Origin of the sequence: Paenibacillus sp. Aloe-11, from assembly GCF_000245715.1 — a bacterium.
GTDB classification, from domain to species: Bacteria; Bacillota; Bacilli; order Paenibacillales; family Paenibacillaceae; genus Paenibacillus; species Paenibacillus kribbensis.
This window is the reverse complement of record NZ_JH601056.1, coordinates 495,283-515,943: the sequence shown is the minus strand read 5'-3', so window position 1 is coordinate 515,943 and position 20,661 is coordinate 495,283. Positions and strand designations below refer to the sequence as shown.

At 46.9% G+C, this 20,661-nt stretch carries 18 protein-coding genes and 1 other RNA gene; all 19 read left to right on the top strand.

Features of this window, described 5'->3' with window-relative positions; translation table 11 throughout:
- Positions 1-211 precede the first annotated feature (211 nt).
- The 19 genes from WG8_RS15890 to rnpB all read left to right on the top strand — a co-directional run bounded on the left by WG8_RS15890 (position 212) and on the right by rnpB (position 20,355).
- Positions 212-1,621 carry an amino acid permease gene (locus WG8_RS15890; RefSeq protein WP_007431244.1) on the top strand — a complete coding sequence of 470 codons (1,410 nt, stop codon included), beginning with the start codon at positions 212-214 and terminating at the stop codon, positions 1,619-1,621.
- Positions 1,622-1,945: 324 nt separating this feature from the next.
- The gene (yqfC, locus tag WG8_RS15885) at positions 1,946-2,239 is read left to right on the top strand and encodes a sporulation protein YqfC (protein ID WP_010345357.1); all 294 of its coding nucleotides are present in this window, start codon (positions 1,946-1,948) and stop codon (positions 2,237-2,239) included.
- Positions 2,236-3,429 carry a sporulation protein YqfD gene (gene yqfD, locus WG8_RS15880; protein WP_007431242.1) on the top strand — a complete coding sequence of 398 codons (1,194 nt, stop codon included), beginning with the start codon at positions 2,236-2,238 and terminating at the stop codon, positions 3,427-3,429. The genes yqfC and yqfD overlap by 4 nt, the downstream gene beginning before the upstream one ends.
- Before the next feature lie 6 nt (positions 3,430-3,435).
- A complete protein-coding gene (locus WG8_RS15875) occupies positions 3,436-4,407 on the top strand; it encodes a PhoH family protein (RefSeq protein ID WP_007431241.1) in 972 nt (323 codons plus the stop codon).
- Between the two features lie 126 nt (positions 4,408-4,533).
- A complete protein-coding gene (locus WG8_RS15870; protein ID WP_043891182.1) occupies positions 4,534-6,780 on the top strand; it encodes an HD family phosphohydrolase in 2,247 nt (748 codons plus the stop codon).
- Between the two features lie 22 nt (positions 6,781-6,802).
- On the top strand, positions 6,803-7,300 hold the full coding sequence (gene ybeY, locus WG8_RS15865) for an rRNA maturation RNase YbeY (RefSeq protein ID WP_007431239.1): 498 nt from the start codon (positions 6,803-6,805) through the stop codon (positions 7,298-7,300).
- Positions 7,300-7,677 (top strand): diacylglycerol kinase family protein, encoded by a 378-nt coding sequence (locus tag WG8_RS15860; RefSeq protein ID WP_007431238.1) that lies wholly within the window; start codon positions 7,300-7,302, stop codon positions 7,675-7,677. Before ybeY ends, WG8_RS15860 begins: the two co-directional genes overlap by 1 nt.
- A gap of 48 nt (positions 7,678-7,725) precedes the next feature.
- Positions 7,726-8,628, top strand: coding sequence for a GTPase Era (gene era, locus WG8_RS15855; protein ID WP_007431237.1), 903 nt, complete (start codon positions 7,726-7,728; stop codon positions 8,626-8,628).
- Positions 8,629-9,150: 522 nt separating this feature from the next.
- On the top strand, positions 9,151-9,288 hold the full coding sequence (locus tag WG8_RS26635) for a YqzL family protein (RefSeq protein WP_007431236.1): 138 nt from the start codon (positions 9,151-9,153) through the stop codon (positions 9,286-9,288).
- A 42-nt stretch (positions 9,289-9,330) separates the two neighbouring features.
- Positions 9,331-10,083, top strand: coding sequence for a DNA repair protein RecO (gene recO, locus WG8_RS15850; RefSeq protein ID WP_007431235.1), 753 nt, complete (start codon positions 9,331-9,333; stop codon positions 10,081-10,083).
- A 401-nt stretch (positions 10,084-10,484) separates the two neighbouring features.
- Complete coding sequence (glyQ, locus tag WG8_RS15845) at positions 10,485-11,372, top strand: glycine--tRNA ligase subunit alpha (protein WP_007431234.1); 888 nt, start codon at positions 10,485-10,487, stop codon at positions 11,370-11,372.
- A complete protein-coding gene (glyS, locus tag WG8_RS15840; RefSeq protein WP_007431233.1) occupies positions 11,365-13,440 on the top strand; it encodes a glycine--tRNA ligase subunit beta in 2,076 nt (691 codons plus the stop codon). Before glyQ ends, glyS begins: the two co-directional genes overlap by 8 nt.
- Before the next feature lie 115 nt (positions 13,441-13,555).
- Positions 13,556-14,038 (top strand): YaiI/YqxD family protein, encoded by a 483-nt coding sequence (locus WG8_RS15835; RefSeq protein ID WP_007431232.1) that lies wholly within the window; start codon positions 13,556-13,558, stop codon positions 14,036-14,038.
- Positions 14,031-15,905 (top strand): DNA primase, encoded by a 1,875-nt coding sequence (gene dnaG, locus WG8_RS15830; RefSeq protein ID WP_179032941.1) that lies wholly within the window; start codon positions 14,031-14,033, stop codon positions 15,903-15,905. Before WG8_RS15835 ends, dnaG begins: the two co-directional genes overlap by 8 nt.
- A 43-nt stretch (positions 15,906-15,948) precedes the next feature.
- A complete protein-coding gene (rpoD, locus tag WG8_RS15825) occupies positions 15,949-17,082 on the top strand; it encodes an RNA polymerase sigma factor RpoD (RefSeq protein WP_007431230.1) in 1,134 nt (377 codons plus the stop codon).
- A gap of 86 nt (positions 17,083-17,168) precedes the next feature.
- Complete coding sequence (locus tag WG8_RS15820; protein WP_043891105.1) at positions 17,169-18,008, top strand: hypothetical protein; 840 nt, start codon at positions 17,169-17,171, stop codon at positions 18,006-18,008.
- Entirely contained in the window at positions 18,005-18,766 is a 762-nt protein-coding gene (locus WG8_RS15815; protein WP_007431228.1) for a tRNA (adenine(22)-N(1))-methyltransferase, read from the top strand. Before WG8_RS15820 ends, WG8_RS15815 begins: the two co-directional genes overlap by 4 nt.
- Positions 18,742-19,857, top strand: a complete 1,116-nt coding sequence (locus WG8_RS15810) for a Nif3-like dinuclear metal center hexameric protein (RefSeq protein WP_007431227.1) — start codon at positions 18,742-18,744, stop codon at positions 19,855-19,857. Before WG8_RS15815 ends, WG8_RS15810 begins: the two co-directional genes overlap by 25 nt.
- Positions 19,858-19,957: 100 nt before the next feature.
- Positions 19,958-20,355, top strand: an RNA gene (rnpB, locus tag WG8_RS26035) — RNase P RNA component class A.
- Positions 20,356-20,661: the final 306 nt, after the last annotated feature.

The following is a 20,661-nucleotide window of genomic DNA, read 5'->3' as shown; positions in this document are numbered from 1 at the left end:
GAAAATAATTACGTGAAAAATGATCAAATGTAACAATATAAATGGAGCTTTCCAAAAGCAGTTTTCATTTTTTCTTTTTTATATATAATGTTCTCAACGATAATTAGTTATGAAAAATTACTCCAAATTTAGCTAAAATATGCGTTTTATCAGATGAGGAAACACGGTTTGTAAGACGTATAAAATTTAAATTTTTAGGGGGATGGAATGGATGAGTAATGGCCTGTTCAGAAAAAAAAGCATTGAACAGCTGGTTGCTGCTACGCGGGGAGAAAAAGCACTAAGAAGAGACCTGGGCGCGTTTGATTTAACCATGCTCGGGATTGGAGCTATTATCGGAACAGGGATTTTTGTTTTGACAGGCACAGGAGCGGTCACGGCTGGTCCGGGTTTGGTTATCTCTTTTGTGATTGCAGGGCTTGCCTGTTTATTCGCTGCCTTGGCTTACGCCGAGTTTGCATCCACTGTACCAGTGTCCGGTTCTGTCTACACTTTCACATATGCCACGATGGGGGAGCTACTGGCCTTTATTATCGGATGGGATTTAATTTTGGAATACATGCTGGCCGCCAGTGCGGTTTCCGCAGGCTGGTCCGGATATTTTGTGTCATTCCTGAATGGACTCGGCATTCATATTCCTCTTGAGTTAACTGCTGCACCAGGCGCTTTAAAGGACCAGTCTACCTATTTTAATCTTCCGGCCTTTGTGATTTTGATGGGGATTACATTATTGCTTTATTTTGGAATCCGGGAATCAAAACGAATTAATAATATCATGGTTGTTGTAAAAATTATTGTGATTTTATTATTTATCATCGTTGCTGTTAAATACGTGAAGCCGGCTCATTGGACACCGTTTTTGCCATTTGGCTTTAGTGGAGTGTTTGGAGCCGCGGCACTTGTGTTTTTTGCCTTTATTGGTTTCGATGCCGTATCATCTGCCGCAGAAGAAACCAAAAACCCAGCTCGTGATTTACCGCGGGGGATCATTTTCTCACTCGTCATTTGTACGCTTTTATATGTCATTGTCAGCGGGATTATGACAGGTATTGTGCCGTTTATGGATTTTGAAGGCATTTCCCACCCGGTGTCGCTTGTCTTGCAGGTTGCAGGTCAGAACTGGGTTGCGGGTATTGTGGATATAGGGGCCATCTTGGGGATGACAACGGTCATGCTGGTTATGCTTTATGGTCAAACTCGCATTATGTTTGCCATGTCACGTGACGGCTTGGTGCCCAAAGTATTATCAAAGGTTCATCCTAAATATAAAACGCCGTATATTAACACGTTGTTTTTTGGTACTTTATCTGCATTCATGGGCGGGCTAATCCCGCTGGATGAGCTGGCAAGTTTGGTGAATATCGGAACCCTGTCAGCATTTATTCTGATTTCGGTCGCCGTCATCGTTATGAGAAAAACACAACCCGATCTGCCAAGAGCGTTTCGATGTCCCGGGGTCCCCTATATTCCGATCCTGGCCATCATTTCGTGTGCAGTACTCATTTTTAATTTGAATGGTCAGACCTTTATTCGCTTTATCATTTGGCTTGTCATTGGTTTGGCGGTTTATTTTTTATACTCCAGAAAAAATTCACTTTTGAATCGTGACCCCGAGAAATAACCGTTTATACGATAAAATGGCAAAAGACAACCTTGTTTTGAAATACAAAACGGGGTTGTCTTTTTTGCTGTGGATTTTTGTAAATGTTGCTCTGCTTGCATGCAATATTGTGGTTGCTATGAATTGTCAGTTTCGCCTCATAAATGTGATGAGTGGATCATAAAATGTACAGTACAGATATCTGTGGCGCTGGTGAGATGACGTTCATATAAGCGCTATCGGCAGTTCATGTAAATAGAAGCGTAGCTATCATCAAAACTTCAACTAGCTGTTGGATAACAGCTGCTTTGATGACAGGAAAGGAGATTTCGCCGTATGAGCCGGATGAGCCGGATGAGCCGCAAACTGCGAAAGTGGGCCAGCGAAACGCTGGAGCTTCCGCAGGACATTCTATTTGACCTGCCGCGGTTAACCCTCATTGGCAGTCGCCAGCTTTATGTGGAGAATCACCGGGGGGTTATGGATTTCACACCGGATCGGCTTGTACTGGCGCTTGCGCAAGGCAAGCTGCGGGTGTCAGGGCATAACCTGGTCATTACGTCCATTTTGCCAGACCAGGTCAGTGTGGAAGGACAGATCACGGATATTCAAATGGAAGGAACGGAGGAAGGCTCATGAAACAACCTGCTTTAACGAAGCTGCGTGGCACGGTGACGCTTGCCGTTAGGGGCGAAAGCGTGGAAGATTTCATCAATTTGCTCACCGAGCATCATATACCTGTTTGGAACGTGCGGCCGATGGGTACGAAACTTGCAGAGATGAACCTTCTGCTGCCGCACGTCTTCCTGTTGCGCCCGCTTTTGAGAAGGACAGGCTGTAAAATGCATATTCTGAAGCGACAAGGGTTTCCCTTCATTGCGGTCCGGCTTGCCAAACGCAAATTTTTTCTGGCAGGACTGGCTTTATTCTGGATCGGTCTCCTCCTGATGTCATCGCTCATTTGGGATATTGAAGTGAAGGGAAATGACAAGCTCTCGACGGAATCCGTTCTCAAAGCTGCCCGACAGGAGGGGCTCTATCCGTTTCAATGGAGCTTTCGTCTTTCCAGCCAGGACAAGCTTTCGCGTGCGCTCATGCAAAAGCTTCCGCAGGCATCCTGGATCGGTGTAGAGAAGCAGGGAACATTGGTGACGATTCAGGTTGTCGAAGCCTCACAGCCTGCTCCTGAGCCGCTCTACAGTCCACGTCATCTCATCAGCAACGCCGACGCGGTAGTCACTGAAATTTTTGCCGAGCAGGGTCGCCCTGTTGTGCATAAAAATACACGTGTCAAAAAAGGAGCTATTCTCATTTCAGGAACGCTTGGAGATGAGGAAAATCAGCAGCAGGTCGTGGCCAAGGGGGAGATCAAAGGACTAGTGTGGCATGAATACGAAATCAGCAGCCCCATGGTGCGGCGTAGCAGTACATACACGGGAAACAGTCACGAGCGCTTGTATCTGGTGCTGGGCAACCGTGCAGTGCAGTTATGGGGATATGGGAAAATACCTTATCCTGCTCATAAAACAACAGTTGAGCATGATCCGCTAACGTGGCGCTCCTACAAGCTTCCGGTTGGATGGATGACCGAAAGTGTACGAGAGACCAAGATACAGGAGGAAAAGCTTACGGAAGCGGAAGCAAAAAAAACAGGGATCGAAGGAGCGCGTGCCAACATTTTAGCCAAATATGGTAAAGGAACGAAAATAATGAGCCAAAAAATTTTGCATGAGAAGAGAGACAATGGTAAAGTTTATATGAAAGTGCTTTTTGAAGTGGAACAGGATATTGCGGAAGAACTTCCGTTAGTTCATAACCAAGGAGAATGAGGCTATTTGGCAGAACAACAACGCAGCATACAAATTGCATTGAACAATGCGGGAGAAGGACAGGCGTTATTCGGCCCGCAGGATTCCTTTTTAAAATTGATTGAAGCCGCTATTCCCGCAAAAATAGCATCTCGTGAGGCGGAAGTTAATGTTTTTGGTAACGCTCACGAGGTGGAAGTGCTCGAACAATTGTTCGATGTGCTCCTCCAGTTAATTCGTAATGGGTATATCCTGACCGAAAGGGACGTCCATTATGCGATTGAGCTGGCAAAAGATTTGCGTGCTGACCAGCTGCTCGATTTGTTCAAGGGAGAAATTACGACCACGTTCCGGGGCAAGCCGATTCGGGTCAAAACGATTGGACAAAAGCATTATGTAACAACGATTAAGAAACGCGATATTGTATTTGGAATCGGACCTGCAGGTACGGGAAAAACGTATTTGGCTGTGGTGCTGGCTGTAGCCGCTCTGAAGGAAGGTTCAGTCAAGCGTATTGTGCTGACCCGCCCTGCGGTGGAAGCCGGTGAAAATTTGGGCTTTTTGCCCGGGGATTTACAAGAAAAGGTTGATCCTTATCTACGGCCGTTGTATGATGCGCTATACGATGTAATGGGTCCAGAGCAGACTGCAAAGGCACTGGAGCGCGGATTGATCGAGATCGCCCCTTTGGCCTATATGCGGGGACGGACGCTGGATGACTCATTTATCATTTTGGATGAAGCACAAAACACCACACCGGAGCAGATGAAAATGTTTTTGACACGGCTTGGCTTCGGCTCGAAAATGGTCATCACTGGCGATGTTACCCAGATTGATTTGCCTCGTGGCAAAAAATCCGGCCTGATTGAAGCCCATGCGATTTTACAAGGGATTGAGGAAATTGGCTTTGTCCAGTTTGCGGAAGAGGACGTTGTCCGTCATTCCCTCGTTCAAAAAATAATCGTTGCCTATGACCGAGTTGCTGAAAATCAAGGGTAGCATGTATGTTACGAATGCGGTCTGGTTCAATCCGCTGAATGAAATGAGCAGCGTAGCTGCCTTGAAAAAGATGATGGAGAGGGATTGTTTTAGATGACCTCGAAGGAATTATCTAATGGAAAAACGATGACCTCGAAGGAATTATCTAATGGAAAAACGTTCCAACATAGAATGAATGGATGGAAGTATAGCGTGGCGACGCGCTATCTTCTGTTTTTATTTTTGGTGATTCTTTTTTATGTGGGTTTGGCGTCCAAGCTGCTTCCCGAGCGTTATGATATCCGGATAAATCAGCCGAGTGAAAAGGAAATTGTCGCTCCGATGCAGCTTCCAAACAGCAAGGCGACTTTGAAGGCGCAAGAGGAATCGGCTGAACGCGTGCAGCCTATGTATACGATTGTACCGATTCGCAACGATAACCTGATTACCGGTATTCTGGATCGAATTGAACGACTCAATCAGGATGATCAGGTGTCCAGAGCGGACAAGATTGCGATTTATAAGGATGAAATTCCTCAGCGTGCACGGGATTTTGTGCAAAATTTTGTGAACAACAGCCGGAATGCGGATGCATACCCGGATAAGCTGCTGGATGAGGTGCTGCAAAAAACGAAGGAGCAAACGTACCGCATTCCAGAGGAAACGTTCATTAAAATTCCGCGACTTACATCTGAGGATATTGCCGAAATGCGCCCCGTAGCCCGTGAGATTGTGACGGGTTTGATGAATGATCAAATTACGGATGCCCAGACAGCCCGTGCCAAGGTGGCTGAACGGGTTAGTACAAGCTCGCTCACCAAGCGTACCTCGCGGGAGGTTGTTCAGGAACTTGCAAGGCTTGTGATTACAGCTAACAAATTTTATGATGATACAGCTACGAAGGATGCCAAAGTACAAGCTCGTGAAGATACGCCAACAGTCTATATTAAACAAGGTGAGGTACTCGTCAAGAAGGGTGAGATTATTACCCAGGAAATCTACACTTTGCTTGATGAAAACGAGCTGCTTAAGGATAAAATCAACTATTGGCCACAATTCGGCCTGTTGATGCTGTCGACGATGCTGGCTTTGGGACTGTTCATGTATATTCGCCAATTCCAATCACGAACCCGAAACTTCAAGTATAATAATGCGCAATTGCTTATGCTGGTATTAATCTTTGTGATTACGGTAGGGGCAATGCTGCTTGTCTCTATACTTCAGAACAGTGAACATTCCTATCTCGGCTATCTGGCACCTATCGCGCTTGGAGCTATGCTCGTAACTCTGTTGCTTGATATGTCGGTGGCTTTCGTTTGTGCCGTTATATTTAGTATATTGGCAAGTGTCATATTGAATGTCCGTCAAGGACAAAATTTTGACTTTAATTTTGGATTTTTTGCCCTTGTGGTCTGTCTGGCAGCCATTTTCTCAACTCATCGGGCCAGCCAGCGCTCTACATTGTTCAAGGGAGCGATTATGGTATGCTTGTTCGGGGCCTTAACTGTTTTTTCTCTGGCATTGATTGACCAAGGCAACTGGACTCAAACAACGACCCTCTATGGAGTAGCCTTTGCTTTTGCAGGCGGTCTGATTACGGCGATCCTTGTGATCGGGTTAATGCCATTTTTTGAGTCCACCTTTGGCATCTTGTCGGCGTTAAAGCTTGTGGAGCTGTCCAACCCCAACCATCCGTTGCTGCGCAAGCTGCTTACAGAGACACCGGGAACGTATCACCATAGCGTAATGGTGGGGAATCTGTCTGAGGCTGCAGCGGAAGCTATGGGAGCCAATGGCTTGTTGTGCCGGGTCGGTTCGTATTATCATGACATTGGTAAAACGAAGAGGCCGTCGTACTTCATTGAAAATCAAAATGGATTGGAGAATCCACATGATACAATAGAGCCGAAGCTGAGCAAATCCATTATTATTGCCCATGCCCGTGACGGTGTGGAAATGCAATTGGATTACAAGCTACCCAAGCCGATTCGTGATATTGCCGAGCAGCACCACGGAACGACGTTCCTGCACTATTTTTATCACAAGGCATTGCGTGAAGCGGAAGAGAAGGGTATAGAGCCTGACTTCACTGAAGATGATTTTCGTTATCCGGGACCTAAGGCTCAGTCTAAAGAGTCTGCTGTAGTAGGGATTGCGGATAGCGTGGAAGCTGCAGTTCGTTCCTTACGGAAGCCAACGGTGGAACAGGTAGAGTCCATGATTGAAAAAATTATTAAAAGCCGACTTGATGATCACCAGTTTAATGACTGTGAGCTGACCATGCGGGAGCTTGATATCATAGCTCAAACCCTCAAAGAAACGGTAATGGGGATTTTCCATTCCCGCATTGAGTATCCCGAAGAAAGACCCAAGTCCGAGAACGAGAAAGCTTAAAGAATTAAAAGGAGCGGTTGGCATGGGCCTTCAATTAGCATGGAATAATGAACAAAATGATATGGTCATTAGCGAATCCTTGATCTCGCTGCTGAACACCTTATTAGAAGAGGCGGGCAAGGTGGAAGGAGTAACGGACGGTGAGGTAGCTCTTACCTTCGTAAATGATGAGCAAATTCATGAGCTGAACAGGGATTATCGGGGAATCGATCGTCCCACCGATGTGTTGTCGTTTGCTATGAAGGAAACACTGGATGAAGAGCTTGAAATCATCTACGAGCCGATTGAAGAAAATTCATTGGAGGATGTACCCGATGTGCTGGGGGATATTATTATCTCTGTGCAGACAGCGCAAGCTCAAAGCGAAGAATATGGACATTCAATTGAACGTGAAATCGGCTTTTTGTTTGTTCACGGTTTTTTGCATCTGTTAGGATATGATCATCAGGATGAGGCGAGTGAGGCCGAAATGATGGGTAAGCAGGAAGCTGTGCTGGCTCAAGTGGGGTTGACACGGTAATGAGACGTCAGCCTTGGAGAATGACCTTTCGCTATGCAGCAGAAGGGGTGTTCTACGCTCTGCGTACGCAAGTTAATATGCGGATACATGTGGTCGTGGCGCTTCTTGTCATTATAGCAGGCCTAGGCCTGCGTATCTCCCGGCTCGACTGGTTGTTTGTCTGTGTAGCAATGGCCCTGGTTATTGTAGCCGAGCTGGTTAACACCGCTGTCGAAGCAGCGGTGGATCTCATCTCACCTGATATTAACCCGCTGGCCAAAGCGGCTAAAGACACCGCCGCCGGAGCCGTGCTCCTGGCAGCGGTTTTTGCTGTAATTATTGGCATATTTGTATTTTACAGTCCTTTGTTGGCGTTAATTCGTCAGCTCATGCAATGAAAATAACAAAACAAAAAATAGGTGCTTGATAGCGCTGGAGGAAACGAAATGGTCAAGAAACACTTTAAGTCAGGTTTTGTCGCGATTGTTGGCAGACCCAATGTAGGAAAATCAACACTAATGAACCATGTCATTGGTCAAAAGATCGCTATTATGTCAGACAAGCCGCAAACCACACGTAACAAAATTCACGGGGTATATACGACAGAGGACACGCAAATTGTATTTTTGGATACACCAGGGATTCACAAGCGCCAGTCTAAATTAGGCGATTACATGAACCAAACAGCCTTTAATGCATTGGGTGAAGTAGAGGCGGTGCTTTTTCTTATTGATGCCGCTGAAGGTTTGGGCGGAGGCGACCGTTTTATCGTGGAACAGCTAAAACAAGTGAGAACGCCAGTTATTCTGGTCTTGAATAAAATTGACCGGATTGAGCCTGAAGCATTGTTGCCCCTGATTGAGCAATATCGTAAGCTGTATGACTTCGCGGAAATCGTGCCGATCTCGGCCAAAATGGGCAACAATGTAGACCGTCTGTTGGAGCAGTTGCAAAAATACTTGCCAGAAGGTCCGCAGTATTACCCGGATGACCAAATTACCGACCACCCGGAGCAGTTCGTCATTGCCGAGCTGGTAAGAGAAAAGATTTTGCATATGACACGCGAGGAAGTGCCGCATTCTATTGCAGTTATGATTGAAGACATGAAAGTGCAGGACAACGGTGTCGTGCATATAATGGCTGTCATTTTTGTGGAACGTGATTCCCAGAAGGGTATTATTATCGGCAAACAGGGAGCTATGCTCAAAGAGGTAGGGAAACAGGCACGTCAGGACATTCAAAATTTGCTGGGTTCGAAAATTTTCCTGGAGCTGTGGGTTAAGGTCAAAAAAGACTGGCGCAACCAGGAGCGCGTTCTTCGTGACCTTGGCTTCCACCGCGACGCCTAAAAAGCATAACTTGACTCTACGTTCACTTTAGTTCAAGGGTTTATTGAGGCTGAAATTGACATTCAATAAATATGTATAGTTGCTGTGAGCATCATAAAAAAGCCGTCCCGACCTCGACAAAAGCCGTGAAGTAACATGTCTTTTGGTCATTCCAAGCGCCGCGCATGTGCGGCGCTTAACTCTTTGCTCTTTCTACCCTTTTCTTCCAGCGATGAAATGACGAGCGTTTTTCAAAAGGGTTATGAACTGTGTGCACGTTGCAGCGGAGCGAAGGATTTGAATCTGTAGAAGCGTTAGCGTTCGCCTTTACCCCCGAATTTAACCCTTTGCATGTTTGTACATTCGAATAAATTCGGGGGTAACAGCGATCGTAAGATCAAATCATTCGCGGAGCGGCGTCCCAACCCAATACAGCGGCCTTTTTTAAAGCAATCCATTTATTTCATTGCATACTTCCCTTCTCTTCGCATCATCCTATCTTTTGAGATGCAAACGTCATTTCCGAAGAAAGGATGAATACGATTGCGAGATTTTTCGTGGAAGTATTTTGCGATGACTGGAGATGTCGGTGCGTATCTGTTATACAGGGAGAGCGCCGTGATTAGGGAGCAAGACACGGATGAAGGGGAGTCGGACGAGCATGAAGAAGCCTGTGAATAGGGGGAGCCACTGGCTTCTTCGCGAATGTTTGGGGGAAGAGGCATGCTTTACAGGGTGGAAGGAATCGTCATCCGCAGCATGGATTACGGTGAAGGGAACAAAATTATTACGCTTTGCACCGAAAGCGGAGGTAAAGCTGGCGTGTTGGTCAGAGGAGCAAAAAAATCCAAAAGCCGTCATGCCGCTTTGACGCAGCCGTTTACGTACGGCGAATTTGTTTATTTTCGAAATACAGGCTTAGGTACGTTGAATGCCGGTGAAATTATCCAATCTCACCATGTATTGCGCGAGGATATTACCAAAGCTGCTTACGCCTCGTATGCCTGTGAACTGCTCGATCGAGTGCTACAGGATGAAGAAACTGGAACATTCTGGTTTAAGCAGCTTAAAGCTTGTCTGGAGGCGTTGGAGAGTGGCAAAGATCCGCTGATCGTCATGAGTATTTATGAATTTAAAATACTGCAGGCGGCCGGTTATGCTCCTCAGCTAGATGCATGTATCTCAAGCGGACAACAATGTGCCGATGAGGATATGTTTGTCAGTCCTAGGCTGGGCGGAGTTTTGTGTCGGAGCTACAAGCATTTTGATCCAGCTGCCTTAAGCGTCACTCCACGTACGTTGAAGTTGCTGCGCTTGTTCGCCAGAATGGATTTAAATCGTCTTGGCAACATTGATGTGAAGGACTCCACCAAGCTGGAGATCAAACATGTCATGCGTCAATTTATGGATATGCAGCTGGAGGTTAAGCTGAAATCACGCAACTTTTTGGATCAGCTCGATAAGTACGATATGTGAAATGCCCTGATCTCTTGACTGTGTTGCCGAAAACGTGTAATATCCTACTATATCTCCTTTGGGAGCAGATGCATTGAACGAGAAAGTAGCGGGATTATTCTCTGGGATTAGCGAGTTGGGGACGGTGTAAGCCCAGCGAGAATTGCTCGTGAACAAGGCACTCGGGAGCGTCTGAATGGACACGGAAAAGAGGATTATGGTCTGACTGGTGATGGAGGATCGTAATCAAGTAGGGTGGAACCGCGGGAGTGAGCTCTCGTCCCTACGTCTGTACAGGCGTAGAGGCGGGGGCTTTTTGCTGTCTCTGGCAAGGCATGTTGGAAGTAGACAGCCCTGTACATACGAGTTTTTATAAGAAGAAATCACCATCATTTGAGGCAATTGGAAAAGGAGTGTGTACCATGAATTTTCAGCAGATGATTTTAACGCTGCAGCAATTTTGGGCCGAGCAGAATTGTATTATTGTACAGCCGTATGACACGGAAAAAGGGGCAGGCACGATGAATCCGATGACCTATTTGCGGTCGATCGGACCTGAGCCGTGGAACGTAGCTTATGTTGAGCCTTCCCGCCGCCCATCAGACGGACGATATGGTGAGAATCCGAATCGTTTGTATCAGCATCACCAGTTTCAAGTGGTCTTAAAGCCTTCGCCGGACAATATTCAGGAATTGTATCTGGAAAGTTTGACTCGTTTGGGAATCAACCCTCTGGAGCACGATATTCGGTTTGTTGAAGACAACTGGGAAGCACCAACGCTGGGGGCCTGGGGACTAGGCTGGGAAGTATGGCTGGACGGTATGGAAATTACCCAGTTTACGTATTTCCAGCAAGTAGGCGGCATTGATGCCAGTCCGGTTGCGGTTGAAATTACGTATGGTATGGAGCGTCTTGCTTCTTACATTCAGGACAAGGAAAATGTGTTCGATTTGGAGTGGGTCAATGGAATCACGTACGGTGATGTCTTCCATCAGCCTGAATTCGAGCATTCCAAATATACGTTTGAAGTGTCAGATGTTAAAATGCTTTTCACTCTTTTTAATATGTATGAGGAAGAAGCTAATAAAGCGATGGCGCAGCATCTTGTATTTCCGGCCTATGATTATGTGCTGAAATGCTCTCATGCGTTCAACCTGCTGGATGCACGCGGGGCAATCAGTGTGACGGAACGAACCGGATTTATTATTCGGGTGCGGAATTTGGCGCGTCAGGTGGCTGCGACCTATCTGGAGGAACGCGAGAAGCTGGGCTTCCCGCTGTTGAAGAAAGGAGGTGCGGCACATGTCTAAGGATTTATTGTTTGAAATCGGTTTGGAGGAAGTGCCTGCACGGTTTATCCCGAATGCGATTCAGCAGTTGAAGGAGCGTATGGCAGCGTGGCTTGACAGCTCGCGTATTGCTTATGGCGCTGTAGAGGCTTATGCCACACCTCGCCGTTTGGCGGTGCTGGTCAAGGAAGTAGCAGAGAAACAAGAGGACATCAACGAAGAAGTTAAAGGCCCTTCCCGCAAAATTGCGCTTGATGAAGCTGGCAACTGGAGCAAGGCCGCTCTTGGTTTTGCTCGTAGTCAGGGGGTTGATCCTGAACAGTTTACGTTCAAGGAGCTTGGTGGCGTGGAATATATTTATGCGACCAAGAGCAGCGTTGGTGTACCGACGGCGGAAGTGCTATCTGAAGGGTTGCTGCATGTATTACATGCAATGACATTCCCTAAATTCATGCGTTGGGCGAGCTATGACTTCAAGTTTGTTCGTCCGATCCGATGGTTGATTGCCTTGTTTGGCAGCGATATTATCAACCTGGAAATTGCCGGAGTACAGTCAGGAAATGTGACGAGAGGCCATCGTTTCCTTGGACAGGACGCTGTTGTAGAGCGCCCGGCTGACTATGTTGAAGTGCTTCGCAAGCAGCATGTCATTGTAGACATTGAGGAACGTCAAGCGCTTATCGTGAAGCAGATTGAAGCGTTGGCAGCCGAAAAAGACTGGACGATTGCAATAAAGGATGATCTGTTGGAGGAAGTATTGTATTTGGTCGAAACACCAACGGTGCTGTTTGGAGGCTTCGATCCATCCTTCTTGAATATTCCGAAGGATGTACTGATTACTTCCATGCGTGAGCATCAGCGTTACTTCCCTGTGTTGGACCGCGCCGGAGAGCTGCTGCCTTACTTTGTTACAGTACGTAACGGTGGCAGTCAATCACTGGAAGTCATTGCTAAAGGGAATGAAAAAGTATTGCGTGCGCGGCTGTCTGATGCCAAATTCTTTTATGAAGAAGATCAGAAGCTGGAAATCAAGGATGCACTCTCCAAGCTGGAAAGTATTGTTTTCCACGAAGAGCTGGGAACGGTTGGGGACAAGGTACGGCGGATTCGCCGCATTGCTGATGCTCTGGCAGAGAAGCTTCGTGTTTCCCCAGATACACAGGAATCGGTTAGCCGGGCAGCAGATATTTGTAAATTCGACCTGGTAACACAAATGGTGTACGAGTTTCCGGAACTGCAAGGTGTTATGGGTGAGGATTATGCCCGCAAGGCTGGAGAAAAGGAAGAAGTGGCGAGAGCAGTGTTCGAGCATTATCAGCCTCGTTTCGCCGGAGAAACGGTTCCTTCTACGAACGCTGGGGCTATTGTGAGTATCGCTGATAAAATAGATACGATCACAGGCTGCTTTTCCATCGGTATTATTCCGACAGGCTCGCAAGACCCTTATGCGCTTCGCCGTCAGGCTGCAGGGATCGTGCAGATCTTGCTGGATCGCAAGCTTTCGGCTACGTTGTCTGATGTATTCAATATCGCGATCGACGTGCACGGAACCCTTGGAAATATGAAACGCTCCGCCGATGAAATACGTAAAGAATTACATGAGTTTTTCGGATTGCGCGTGAAAAAATTATTGTCCGAGACTCTTCGTTATGACGTTGTGGACGCTGTGCTTGCAGCCGGATTTGATGATGTTGCTTCTGTTGTCAATCGCGGAGCTGCGCTGATGGCTGCGGTGCAAACAGGTGATCGTTTTAAGTCAACTGTTGAGTCCTTTAACCGGGTGAGTAATTTGGCTACCAAGGCGATTCATAAGTCAGTGAATACCGGTGAGTTTATGGAACAGGGCGAAAAGGCGCTTTATGAAGCATGGTATGGCGCTTACGAATCTTATAATGCTGCTTTACAGGAAGGTGATGCAGCACAAGCGTTGGCGCTTGCTTCATCCATTACTCCCGCGGTGACGGCGTTCTTTGATTCCGTTATGGTTATGGCTGAGGATGATGCTGTTCGTAATAATCGTTTGGCGTTGCTAGCTGCTATTGACTCAGAACTGAAGCGTTTTGCTGATTTTTCTAAACTTGTAGGCTAAACGTCAGTCGTCATGGTATGAATAACTTGAAAAAATGGGTATAAATATACGGAACGGTGTAAGAGTGATCTTGCACCCGTTCCGTATTTTACTCGAATCCGCATGGAGATGGGGGATGCTGGTGGAGATATCCGAAAATTTATGGGGTGTCCGGATCGTTGTTGACGGAGATGCTTGTCCCGTTAAAAACGAAATTGCAGAAACGGCTTCCCGTTTTCATGTTCAGGTTATTATGGTATCCTCGTATGATCATCTCATCCAGGGCAGCGAGGGCGTGACTGTCGTTAAAGTGGACCGGAGCGACCAAAGTGCCGATCTCTATATTGCTAATCATATCCGACGAGGAGATATTGTAACTACCAACGATTACGGTCTTGCTGCCCTTGCCTTGGCTAAAGGCTGTGAAGTGATGTCTTTTCGCGGAGCTATGTATCGAAACGATTCGATAGATTTTATGCTTGATCGCCGTCATACTTCTGCCAAAGAACGGAAAAAGGGACGCTATGGAAAAGGTCCTAAACCGTTTACAGTAGAGGATCGCGAAGTTTTTCAACATAAACTGACAAAACTTTTACTCTACTTGCAGGAGAATGAGTAACGGTATCGAATTATATTTACGTGCTAAAGAGATGAAGGTGGTTAACATGAGTGCCGGACAAGGTAATATACCGGATGATATCATTGAGGCGGTTTTACAGCATCATGATATTGTAGATACGGTAAGCAAGTACGTGCATTTGACCAAGCAGGGGAAATATATGAAAGGCCTCTGTCCTTTTCATTCCGAAAAAACCCCTTCATTCACCGTGACACCGGATCGTCAGATTTTTTACTGCTACGGCTGCGGCGCGGGAGGCAATGCCATCAAATTTATGATGGAAATCGAAGGACTATCCTTTCCCGAAGCTGTCAGGACAATGGCGGAAGAAAGTCATATCCCTCTCGGCGAATGGCAGGGACGTGAGTCATCGCATCAGCATCCTGAGTTGGACAGGCTGCTGCAAGCGTATGAGCTAACTTCTAAGATGTACCACTTTTTGCTTAAAAATACGGAGCACGGCAAACCAGCTATGGAATATTTGCGTTCACGGGGGTTTAGTGACAAGATTATTGATCAATTCCAAATTGGCTATGCACCGAACCGATGGGATACGATTGTTCAGTTTTTGGAGAAACGTTCCTTTGATCCTGTAGAGATGGAAAAGGGGGGACTTATTTCTCCCCGACATGAGGGTGATGGGTATGTGGATCGATTCAGGGATCGTATTATGTTCCCCATCTGGAATCGAAATGGAAAAGTTATTGCCTTTGCAGGCCGTATTCTTGGCGAGGGACAGCCAAAGTATTTGAATTCACCGGAAACGAAGCTGTTCAACAAAAGCCGAACGCTGTACAATCTTCATCATGCTAAAACCTCAATTCGCAAGCTTCGCCAGAGCGTTCTTTTTGAAGGCTACGGGGATGTCATCTCGGCATGGGAAGCGGGTGTACAGAATGGGGTGGCCGCCATGGGAACAGCCCTGACAGAGCATCATGCCACGATGTTAAAGGGACTGTGCGACGAGGTTATTATTTGTTATGATGGTGACCGGGCAGGACAAGCTGCTGCGCTTAAAAATTTTCCACTGTTGGAAAATGCGGGACTTCACGTTAAGGTAGCATTGATCAGTGACGGTATGGACCCGGATGATTTTATTCGGCAATACGGCGGCGAGCGCTTTCAGCGTCAAATTATCGAAAGTGCTGTTTCAACGGTGAAATTTAAGCTTATATATCTGAAAAAAAACCATATACTGCAAGAGGAAGAAGGAAGAATTGCGTATTCCCGCGAAGCATTAAATGTCATTGCACCTCTGTCATCCCCGACCGAGCGGGAAGTGTATTTGCGCGAAGTATCAGCCGAAGTTAAGGTGGATTTTGAAACCTTAAAGCAAGAATGCAATATACTCCGCCAGTCCCTGCAAAAAAAACAGGACTTTGGGGATAATAACGAAAATGGGTGGAATAATGGTAGGCATAAAAAAGGGCAGGTCTCCACACCTAATTTACTGCCGGCTTACCATGTGGCGGAACGCAGATTGCTTCACTGGATGATGCAGGATTTAGAAGCTGCAGAGTATGTTGAAAAGCATTTGGGCGACGCCTTTAATATTGAGGATCATGCAGCGATTGCTGCTTATCTATACGCCTATTACGCACAAGGAAAGTTACCGGATACAAGCCGCTTTATTTCATCTTTGCAAGATGACCGACTGGAGAAAAACGTAAGTTCGATCATGATGATGGATGCTCCGGGCGTATGGGCACCGCACATTTTGGACGATTACATTCATCAGGTGCGAAAATTTCCATTGCAGGAGCAACTGGATCTGAAGAGGGAAGAGATGAGAGCCGCTGAGCGCGTAGGTGACTTTTTGCGTGCAGCACAAATTGCAAGTGAGATTATAGCCCTAGAGAGACAATGAACACACAGAGGTCGGATGTTTCTAGGGAGGAGGGAGTCGAAAGATGGCGAATGATCAGCATACTGAACTGGAGACGGAACTGACACTGGATCAAGTCAAAGATCAATTGATTGAGTTGGGTAAAAAAAGTTCCTCTCTGAACTACAAAGATATCATGGAAAAACTGTCGCCGTTTGATCAGGACCCCGAGCAAATGGATGAGTTCTATGAGCAGCTGGGTGACTTGGGGATTGAGGTTGTGAATGACAACGACGAAGAAGTTACCAGATTGCGTCAAAATGATGACCCGGAAAACAATGACGGGGATGATTTTAACTTCGATGACGATCTGAGCCTGCCTCCCGGTATTAAAATCAATGATCCGGTCCGGATGTACTTGAAGGAAATTGGTCGTGTACCGCTACTTTCAGCTGATGATGAGGTAGAACTCGCCAAACGGATCAATAACGGTGATGAAGAAGCTAAGCGTCGGCTGGCAGAAGCAAACTTGCGGCTGGTTGTAAGTATTGCAAAACGTTATGTTGGTCGCGGAATGCTTTTCCTGGATCTGATTCAAGAAGGTAATATGGGTCTGATTAAGGCAGTAGAGAAATTCGATTACGAAAAAGGATTTAAATTCAGTACGTATGCAACCTGGTGGATTCGTCAGGCCATTACGCGTGCGATAGCCGATCAGGCCAGAACGATCCGTATCCCAGTGCATATGGTGGAAACAATCAACAAGTTGATTCGTGTATCGCGTCAACTGCTGCAAGAGCTGGGGCGTGAACCTACGCCGGAGGAAGTGGCTGCCGAGATGGAGCTAAGCGTGGAAAAAGTACGGGAGATTATGAAAATTGCCCAAGAACCTGTTTCATTGGAAACGCCAATTGGTGAAGAGGATGACTCTCATTTGGGGGATTTCATTGAGGATCAGGAAGCGCTGGCGCCTGCGGATGCGGCTGCCTATGAACTTCTGAAGGAACAGCTTGAGGATGTACTGGATACGTTGACTGAACGGGAGGAGAACGTGTTGCGTCTCCGCTTTGGTTTGGATGACGGAAGAACCAGAACGCTTGAAGAAGTGGGTAAAGTATTCGGTGTTACACGTGAACGCATTCGTCAGATTGAGGCCAAAGCGCTGCGCAAGCTGCGCCATCCAAGCCGCAGTAAGCGACTGAAGGATTTCCTCGAATAGAAGCGAACCATTGCGGACCTTCTGCGGCTTGAAGCACGCAGAGGGTCTTTTTTTATCCCATGGCAGCCTTGGTGGAGGGGAGAAGCTTGGACCAAGAGAAGAAACGGGCAATACTTTTACATGAAATTGAGCATTGGCGGCGAAGCCGGTTGCTACCTGAGCAATATTGCGATTTTTTGTCCAACCTGTATCGAGAGGATGGAGATCCGCCACAGAGTCAAAATCGTAACAACACCGGGCTGCTTACATATCTTAGACACGGGCATGGATTTGTCTGGCTTCTTGGTTTTGTCATTATTTCCTGCATTTGTTTGATTGGTTTTTATTTTACCGCTTTTCCGTTGCCAATGCAAATATTCTCGGCATGTATAATCACCGCGATTTGCTATGGGTTGGCCGCAATTTGGCGTTCTTCTGAAAAGAGTATGAGTGCCATGCTGAGCACCCTCGGTAGTGCGATTATGCTTGGTTCGGGTGTATGGATTATTCAGCTTCATCAGGGTGAAGCTAAGATTTGGTTTCTTGTGCTTGTAGGCCTATGTGGCTTGTTATGGTGTCTCGTGGGAATAACCCTGCGTATTAGTCTGCTTCATTACTGCGGCCTTGTTGGGCTGATTTTAGTGTATGCAGTGCTTATGGGCGGCTATTGGCCTACGTCTACTCTTATGATGCTTGAGGTATTCTGGATTTTGCACACTGTATTGCTGGTGGGTTTAAGCTGGTGGGTACACCGCCGTTTCCCGCGTCTGGCCTTGGTCTATTTTGCTATTGGAATGACACTGGCTTTTATGGCTGAAGCAGACATGATCATCCTGCGCCATCAAGCGGCGGGGAATATGGTGTTTTACAGCATATTGAAGCTGGCTATTGTTGTAGGTATTTTATTTTGGACTCGAAAAAAATGGATTACGTGGGTGACGTCATGAAACTTTCGCAACGATTACAATATATTATGGAACAAATTCCTGCCGGGAGCAGACTTGCAGATATTGGTTCGGATCATGGGCTACTGCCTGTAGCTGCGGTGCGTAGTGGCAGAGTGCCGCAGGCCGTTGCGGGCGAGGTCAACGATGGTCCGTTGCGTGCAGCGCAAAAGCAGGTGGCTGAAGCAGGTCTTGCTAATCGCATTACGGTTAGAAAGGGAGACGGCTTGGCTGTGATTAAGGCCCATGAGGTCGATGTTATTACGATAGCCGGCATGGGCGGTGCCCTGATCGCTTCGATATTGGATCAAGGGAAAGACAAGCTTGCTTCCGTGAAGCAGCTTGTTTTACAGCCCAACGTAGGCGAGGATATTTTACGTCGCTGGTTGATTGAGCATCAGTGGGTGTTAACAGGCGAGCATATCATGGAAGAGGACGGGAAAATATACGAAGTTCTAACGGCAATACCTGCTTCAGAAAGCCCGTTGAAACAGGACGAGCTGTATCGGCCATGGGAGCTTCCCGGCACCTCATTGGTACTGACTCGGGATTGGCTGATGCAGCTTGGACCGTTATTGGTCAAAAAGCCGAATGATGTCTTTTTCAGGAAATGGCAGTTGGAAATTCGGAAGCTTCAGGATGTACTGGCACAAGTATCGCGGTCTGAGCAGGAATCTGCGCAGCATAAGCAGGAGCAATTGCGTATACAAATTGAACAATTAGAGGAGGTACTTGCATGTTTGCCAAAGGACAAACCGTAATTAGCTATATGGAGCAGCTGGCACCCAAATATTTGGCAGTTCCGGACGACAGAATCGGGCTTCAGCTTGGCAGCTTGCAGAAGGAAATCAAGAACATATTGATCGCTCTGGATGTCAATGATGAGGTTGTCGAAGAGGCGATCCGCGTAAAGGCTGATCTCATTATTGCCCATCATGCTATTATATTCCGCCCGCTTAAAGCTTTGAACACGGATCAGCCTGCGGGCAGATTGTATGAGAAGCTGATCAAGAATGATATTGCTGTCTATATCAGTCATACGAATCTGGATACGGCAGAGGATGGCATGAACGACTGGATGGCAGAAGCATTGGGTATTCAAAGTGAAGGCTCGCTGGAGGATGTTCACACGGAACAACTATTCAAGCTTGTCGTTTTCGTACCCAAAACACATCATCAAAAGGTACTGAACGCCGTGCTGGGTGCCGGAGCCGGGCATATTGGCAATTACAGTCATTGCAGCTTTAACATTGATGGCTACGGAACTTTCGTGCCTGGTGAAGGCACACAGCCATTTTTGGGTGAGCCGGGCAAAATGGAACGTAGTGAAGAGGTCCGTATTGAGACTATTGTACCGCAGGGTGTACGCAATAAAGTCGTGCAAGCAATGCTGAAGGCCCATCCTTATGAAGAAGTGGCTTATGACCTATACCATGTGGATTTGCAGGGCCGTACCTTTGGCTTGGGACGGGTAGGCAAGCTCAAGGAGGCCCGCACCTTACGCGAGTTTGCAAATGACGTGAAAAATGGTCTTAACGTCGAGCACGTACGCGTGGTGGGCGATTTGAACCGAACGATCAAAAAAGCAGCCGTGCTGGGAGGCTCGGGTAGCCGATATGTGAACAAGTCGCTTTTTAAAGGTGCTGACGTGTTAGTCACGGGGGATATCGACTATCACACGGCACAGGATGCCCTGATGGCGGGTATCGCCATTATTGACCCTGGTCATAATGCTGAAAAGATTATGAAGTCTAAAACGGCAGAATGGATGCGCAAACGGTTGGAAGAAGGCCGATATTCAACGGAAGTACATGTGTCACAGGTAAATACTGAACCCTTTCAATTTTTGTAAAACCTCGATGCTATGAAAGTTAAAAGGAATTTTTCTGTTTTACAATAATTTCAGGTTGTATCGTGAGCGCGTTCCCTGTATACTATGTAATGTTGTTCGGAAAGTTTGACAGACAATCGCTGGCGGCGTAAGCCGCGAGAGGAAAGTCCGGGCTCCATAGGGCAGGATGCTGGATAACGTCCAGTCAGCGCGAGTTGAAGGATAGTGCCACAGAAATGGACCGCCGATGGCCGCTTGCGGCACAGGCAAGGATGGAACCGAGGTGTAAGAGACCCCGAGGAACGCTGGTGACTTCGTTCCTGGTAAACCCCATCTGGAGCAAGACCTAATAGGACACAGCTTCTTCGCGAAGCAGCCTTAGCCCGAGGTGTGTCTAGGTTGGTCGCTGGAGCCGGATAGCAATATTCGGCCTAGATAGATGATTGTCGCTTGTAGTGGGAGGGTAGTTCCCGTCTGTACCACGATAGCACAGAACCCGGCTTACGGAAAACTTTCTCCACTGCAACAGCTTAAAGTGCAAGAATTTAACTTCTGTAATTGACCTGTTTGCATGAAAGACGTTTAATCCAAATGTATTTATTAAAAGAGGGTGAGTCATGTTCCTGTTGGAAACATAACTCACCCTTTTTGTATGCCGATTTACGCAGCAAGAGTGCATTTTTATAGTGTTAAATTTATTTTGTTTGTTCTTTGCCAAACAGAATAAAGCCCCGATAATCATGCGGGGCTTTTTCCGTTTTTCCATCTACTCATTCCCTCTATCGTAAAAACGTGCGGGGATGGGGCACGCAGTTAGCGCAGCGG

Bases quoted from the DNA above. Each gene is read 5' to 3' on its own strand.
- rpoD (WP_007431230.1), top strand. From the start codon at position 15,949: ATGGCGAATGATCAGCATACTGAACTGGAGACGGAACTGACACTGGAT.
- dnaG (WP_179032941.1), top strand. From the start codon at position 14,031: ATGAGTAACGGTATCGAATTATATTTACGTGCTAAAGAGATGAAGGTG.
- WG8_RS15860 (WP_007431238.1), top strand. From the start codon at position 7,300: ATGAGACGTCAGCCTTGGAGAATGACCTTTCGCTATGCAGCAGAAGGG.
- yqfC (WP_010345357.1), top strand. From the start codon at position 1,946: ATGAGCCGGATGAGCCGCAAACTGCGAAAGTGGGCCAGCGAAACGCTG.
- recO (WP_007431235.1), top strand. From the start codon at position 9,331: ATGCTTTACAGGGTGGAAGGAATCGTCATCCGCAGCATGGATTACGGT.
- WG8_RS15810 (WP_007431227.1), top strand. From the start codon at position 18,742: ATGTTTGCCAAAGGACAAACCGTAATTAGCTATATGGAGCAGCTGGCA.
- WG8_RS15870 (WP_043891182.1), top strand. From the start codon at position 4,534: ATGACCTCGAAGGAATTATCTAATGGAAAAACGTTCCAACATAGAATG.
- WG8_RS15890 (WP_007431244.1), top strand. From the start codon at position 212: ATGAGTAATGGCCTGTTCAGAAAAAAAAGCATTGAACAGCTGGTTGCT.
- era (WP_007431237.1), top strand. From the start codon at position 7,726: ATGGTCAAGAAACACTTTAAGTCAGGTTTTGTCGCGATTGTTGGCAGA.
- glyS (WP_007431233.1), top strand. From the start codon at position 11,365: ATGTCTAAGGATTTATTGTTTGAAATCGGTTTGGAGGAAGTGCCTGCA.
- WG8_RS15815 (WP_007431228.1), top strand. From the start codon at position 18,005: ATGAAACTTTCGCAACGATTACAATATATTATGGAACAAATTCCTGCC.
- yqfD (WP_007431242.1), top strand. From the start codon at position 2,236: ATGAAACAACCTGCTTTAACGAAGCTGCGTGGCACGGTGACGCTTGCC.
- WG8_RS15835 (WP_007431232.1), top strand. From the start codon at position 13,556: ATGCTGGTGGAGATATCCGAAAATTTATGGGGTGTCCGGATCGTTGTT.
- ybeY (WP_007431239.1), top strand. From the start codon at position 6,803: ATGGGCCTTCAATTAGCATGGAATAATGAACAAAATGATATGGTCATT.
- glyQ (WP_007431234.1), top strand. From the start codon at position 10,485: ATGAATTTTCAGCAGATGATTTTAACGCTGCAGCAATTTTGGGCCGAG.